Consider the following 5,044-nt stretch of genomic DNA (forward strand, 5'->3'; position numbering starts at 1 on the left):
AAGCAACATCTAAAATAAAAGTGAACTTATCTTAAAACTGGTGAAAGAAAAAATAAGGAATTAAATGTCACTGCCTCTTTGCATAGCAAATTTATAATCACAGACAGAAGTTAATATACTGTTAAAAACCAAAGCAAACCATTGATCAATGGTCTTCACTCTATTGTCAACAGCCAGAATGATAACAAATGAAAAACATTACCACCATAATTAAATTACCACAAAAAAACGGCGCCAACTGCTCTGATTATCCTGCCTGTTTAAAAACATTATAAAAATCATTGTTATTATGACCACGGTGTACATATCTGAACTAATTACCATAGTAAGTTAACGCAAAGATTTTCATTGAAATAGAGCATTAACATCTGCTTTACATCACAGATGCTAAAAACTGGATAACGCACAAATCGGCACATCAAACTGCCGTTCTTTGCAAATATAAAAAGTAATATGCATTCACTGCATGTATAATATAGATGTCGACTCATATAAGAGAGAGATACAAATCAACAATCATTGATACGATTTGACACAGGAAAATATATGGAAATACATATTTCCTCAAAGGCATTGCTGTGCCGAAGTAACATTATAAAAAATAACCCGCGATTTAACGAAGCCATCAGAGAACACTTTCGCATCAATGATGAAATTTATAAGAAACAACCGCTTTTTTATAAAACAATGCTACAGGAATCGAGATTTAATATAATACTTTCAATGTGTTGCTTCGTTTTTGGCAACCAGGCCTCGTCCGTTTCAGATATAAAAACCTTATGCTCACGCTATAAAATTGCCAGCCCTAACAGTGTTATCGCGATTATTACATTACTGAAAACCACCCATCGCATTAAGACCTGGCGTAGCGAGGAGGATCGGCGCAAAGTTTTAATCCAGCCAACGCAAAAGGGTCTGGATGAGCTTAAAAGATATATGTCAGGTGCATTTTTACCGGTAAACATACTGTTTCCCGCGTACAACACAAATGTTGATATGCTGGATAATGACACTTTACGCCATAATTTTTTTCGTCGCGCTGCTGAATATCTTTTTCGCGGAGTGACATTTAAAAAAATACTGCCAGAAGTCGGCCTGTTTATAGAAAAAGATGGCGGGCGCATGATCATGCTGTATCTTTATCTGCAGGCGACCAAAAACATGAATGGTCGAGGAGCAGTGATTGATTATTCTGCCAGCATACTGGCAAAAGAGTTCTGTGTATCACGCATCCATGTCAACAGGTTGATCAAAGCAGCACAAAATGCCGGATACTTGAAAGAGCGTGAAAATGGCTCAATTGAAATTTATCCCAGCTTTATTCAGCTGGTAGAAAATTACGCCGGGTTATACTTTGCTTACATTACCCATTATCTTAACATTCACCCGACTGAATAAACTCACCTTTCAGCCGATGCTCATAAGATGACGACTGATTGTAACTTGCCGGCATAAATGTAAATGGCGACCGCTATTAGCGATCGCCATTTTTTTATCTTTCGCGCAGCGCTTCCTTCGCTTTATTTAACGGTTTCAGCAAGTAATCGAGGATGGTTTTACTGCCGGTTTTAATATCAACGGTCGCAATCATGCCAGGAAAGATCGGGAATTCCTTACCTTGTTTATTGACCAGATGATTGCTGGAAGTACGAATGTATACCCGATAGTAGTACACATCTCGCTTAACTTCATCCTGAATGGTATCCGGTGAAATCAACGTAACTTCACCTTCCAGCCCACCGTAAATCGAATAGTCGTAAGCAGTAATTTTTACCAGCGCTTTTTGTCCGGGATGGATAAAGGCGACATCGCGTGGTGAAATTTTAGCCTCAATTAACATCTGATCGTCCAGCGGCACCAGACTCATTAATTTTCCGTTGGGTGGAATAACCCCCCCGACGGTAGTAACGTCGATATCTTTTACTATGCCACGAACCGGCGCATTAAAGGTCAGCCGGGTCAGGGAATCTTCACGCCCGCGCATTACCGAGCGCTGAGCTTCAATTTCCGCATTCGCTTTGGCTAACTCTTCACGCGCGCGCACATAATACTGATTTTGCATTTCGGTGATTTTATTCTCCAGCTCGTTTTTCTGACGCTGAAGACGAAGCACTTCAACACTACTTGCCGCCCCCTGCTTGACTAACGGCTGGGTCAGCGAAAGTTCGCGCTGCACCAGCGCTACACCCTGACGTAAACCTTCTAATCCCTTTTCCAGGCTTTCGCGGCGTGATTGATAAAGTGCCGTCTCCTGCCTGACCAAATCGGTATCGTCGTCCAGCTCGGCGGGAAACACCAGTTCTCGCGAGTTAACTTCAGCGTTAAGGCGTGCCGCGGTGGCTAAAGCAGCGTTAAGACGCGACCCGCTCTCCAGCACGCCCGACTCGGTTTTTGTCCGGTCCAGCTGCGCCAGCTGCTGGCCACGTTCAACAATATCGCCCTCATGAACAAACAATTTATGGATAATGCCGCCTTCCAGCGACTGAATCACTTGTTCATGCGAGGACGGTACCACTTTGCCACTGCCGGTCGTTACCTCATCCAGATTAAACAGGCTCGCCCAGATAACAAATACCGCCAGTAGCGCAAACAGGCTCCATGCAACCAGCGTGGAGCGCGGCAGGCGCGGCTCACGCAGGCCGCGATTAAAACGGCTAAAATCATTCATACCGTTCCTCGCTCTGAAGTGGTTTTCGCCGGCGGCTCTTTCTTCATTGTCACGGTACGCTGCGGCGCTTTCGGCGCGGGTTTCTGCGGCGTCATACCGTGCTCACGTAAAATGGCATCACGCGGCCCGTCCATGACTATGCGGCCGTTATCCAGCACGATGATGCGGTCTACCAGTTCGAGAATCGGCAGGCGATGGGTTGCCACCACCAGTGTGCGCTGCTTACCGAGCCAGTTATTCAGATGATGGATAAACTGCTTCTCACTGACCTCATCCAGCCAGGCCGTCGGTTCGTCAAGCAGCAGAATATTCGGCGAGGTCAATAGCGCACGGGCCAGCAACAGTGCCTGACGCTGCCCGCCAGACAATCCGGCACCGCCTTCACTAATGACATAGTTAAGCCCCATTTTCTGCTTACGCACAAAATCCAGCGCACCGCTGATAGTCAGCGCATGATGAATCTCTTCATCGGTTGCCAGTGGGTTGCCCAACATAATGTTGTCCCGCACCGAACCAAAGAACAGCCGCGCCTGCTGGCTGAGTAACTGCATATCACGGCGTACGTCCGCCGGGTCAAGATGACTGAGAGAAATATCATCCAGCAGAATGCTGCCCTGCTGCGGCTCCTGCATACCGGCCAGCAGCTGTAACAAGGTACTTTTTCCTGAACCGTTGCGGCCCAGCAGCGCAATTTTTTCACCGGCCTTGATTTGCAGGCGTGAGATATTCAGTACATTCAGCTTCTCTTCTTCATCGTAATAAAACCCGAGATCTTCAAGCTGATAATTACCGCGCAGATGCGCTTTATGGACTTTTTTGCCGCGTTGCGGCTCATCGATTGGCCGCTGCATCAAATCATCCAGCCCTTTACGCGCTACTTTCGCCGACTGCCAACGTGACAGCACGCCGGAAATTTGCGCCAGCGGCGCAATGGTGCGTGAGGCAAGGATCGAGGTGCCCACCAGTGCGCCGGTGGTCATATCACCGGCAATCACCAGATAGCAGCCAACAAGCAGCACCACCGCATAGACGATGGACTGAACTTCCTGCGTCCAGGTAAGCAGTAATCCGGTCAGCCAGCGCTGTTTCATTCCCACACTGGCCGCTACGTCACTGGTATTATTCCATTGATTCTGAAAACGTTGCTCTGCACGCATCAGTTTGATGTCTTCAAGGCCCTGCACCGCCTCAACCAGCGTGGCGTTACGGATTGCCGATTCGCGCATTCCTTCACTTGAGAGCCTGCCCAGCGGCCGCTGAACCAACAGTCCGGGGATAAGCAGCAGCGGCACCGCCAGCAGAACCACCAATACCAGCGGCCCACCGATCATCCACAGAATAAACACAAACAGCAGGAAGAACGGCAGGTCCGATATCGCCGCGATGGTGGTGGACGTGATCAGTTCACGCACCGATTCCAGTTCGCGGATCTGGGCGATAAACGAACCGGTGGATTTCGAACGCGCACCGTTTTTAATGCGCATGGCATGAGCGAAGACGCGTTCAGAGATACGCAGATCGGCACGTTTACCGATTACATCAGAAATATGCACGCGCAGCATGCGCATAATAAATTCAAAAAAAATCGCCAGCATTACGCCGCCGAACAATACCCACAATGTTGCTTCAGACTGCGATGGCACCACGCGGTCATACACCTGCATGGAGAAAACCATTCCTGACAGCGCCAGTACGTTAGCCGCCAGCGCGACCAGCATAATATCGCTGTACCGACGCCAGTCTTTCAGCGCCAGTTGCCAGAACCAGTTTTTCTCATACGGTTTAATATAGTCATCAACGCGTGCATCCGGAGTGGACTCCAATGGGCGCAGCACCACCAACATTTTGAGTCGCGTGCCCAGCTCTTCACGTGTTAATACGGTTTCAAGGCCGCCGTCGCCGCTGAATTGCAGGCAAACGTTGCCGTCTTTATCCATGCGGTTGATGACCGCGATTTGTCCGCCGGTAAATTCCGCCAACAGCGGTAAACGCCAGGGATCGAGCAGTGCGCTATCCGCCGGTACGATGCGTAATCCGAGGCCGAGTTGACGCGCCATATCTTCCAGTACCAACTGACGAGGCGACTGACTTTCATGACTGATAGTGACCCGAACATGTTCCTGAGAAAAGTCGAGGCGATAGTGTTTAGCAACGATGAGCATGGCCTGAAGCCAGGGTTCAAACTGCGGATGAGTCTTCATAATGTTACTTCCTGTCAGCGCGATCGTTACAAACTTAAATGATTTCTAAAACAATTGGTTAGAAATCGAATAATTGCCAACTGGATCGAAAATACCATGTTTTTATTATGGTTACTGATAGTGTTGTAAAGAACAGCAAAATGCCGCGGAGATTCACTCTCCGCGGCCCGTTTAA

At 48.0% G+C, this 5,044-nt stretch carries 3 protein-coding genes; 1 reads left to right on the forward strand and 2 read right to left on the reverse strand.

Translation table 11 applies throughout. The features are described from left to right. The first annotated feature begins 546 nt into the window (after positions 1–546). Positions 547–1,398, forward strand: coding sequence for a MarR family transcriptional regulator (locus RIN69_RS17245; protein WP_313853330.1), 852 nt, complete (start codon positions 547–549; stop codon positions 1,396–1,398). A gap of 94 nt (positions 1,399–1,492) precedes the next feature. Here RIN69_RS17245 and RIN69_RS17250 read toward each other — a convergent pair whose 3' ends face one another. Together RIN69_RS17250 and RIN69_RS17255 are read right to left on the reverse strand one after the other, a co-directional pair. Beyond that, entirely contained in the window at positions 1,493–2,668 is a 1,176-nt protein-coding gene (locus RIN69_RS17250; protein ID WP_313853332.1) for an HlyD family type I secretion periplasmic adaptor subunit, read from the reverse strand. Then, positions 2,665–4,869: a type I secretion system permease/ATPase gene (locus tag RIN69_RS17255; RefSeq protein ID WP_313853334.1), complete on the reverse strand. Its 2,205-nt coding sequence runs from the start codon at positions 4,867–4,869 to the stop codon at positions 2,665–2,667. Before RIN69_RS17255 ends, RIN69_RS17250 begins: the two co-directional genes overlap by 4 nt. Positions 4,870–5,044: the final 175 nt, after the last annotated feature.

Source organism: Winslowiella toletana (assembly GCF_032164335.1).
GTDB lineage: Bacteria > Pseudomonadota > Gammaproteobacteria > Enterobacterales > Enterobacteriaceae > Erwinia > Erwinia toletana_A.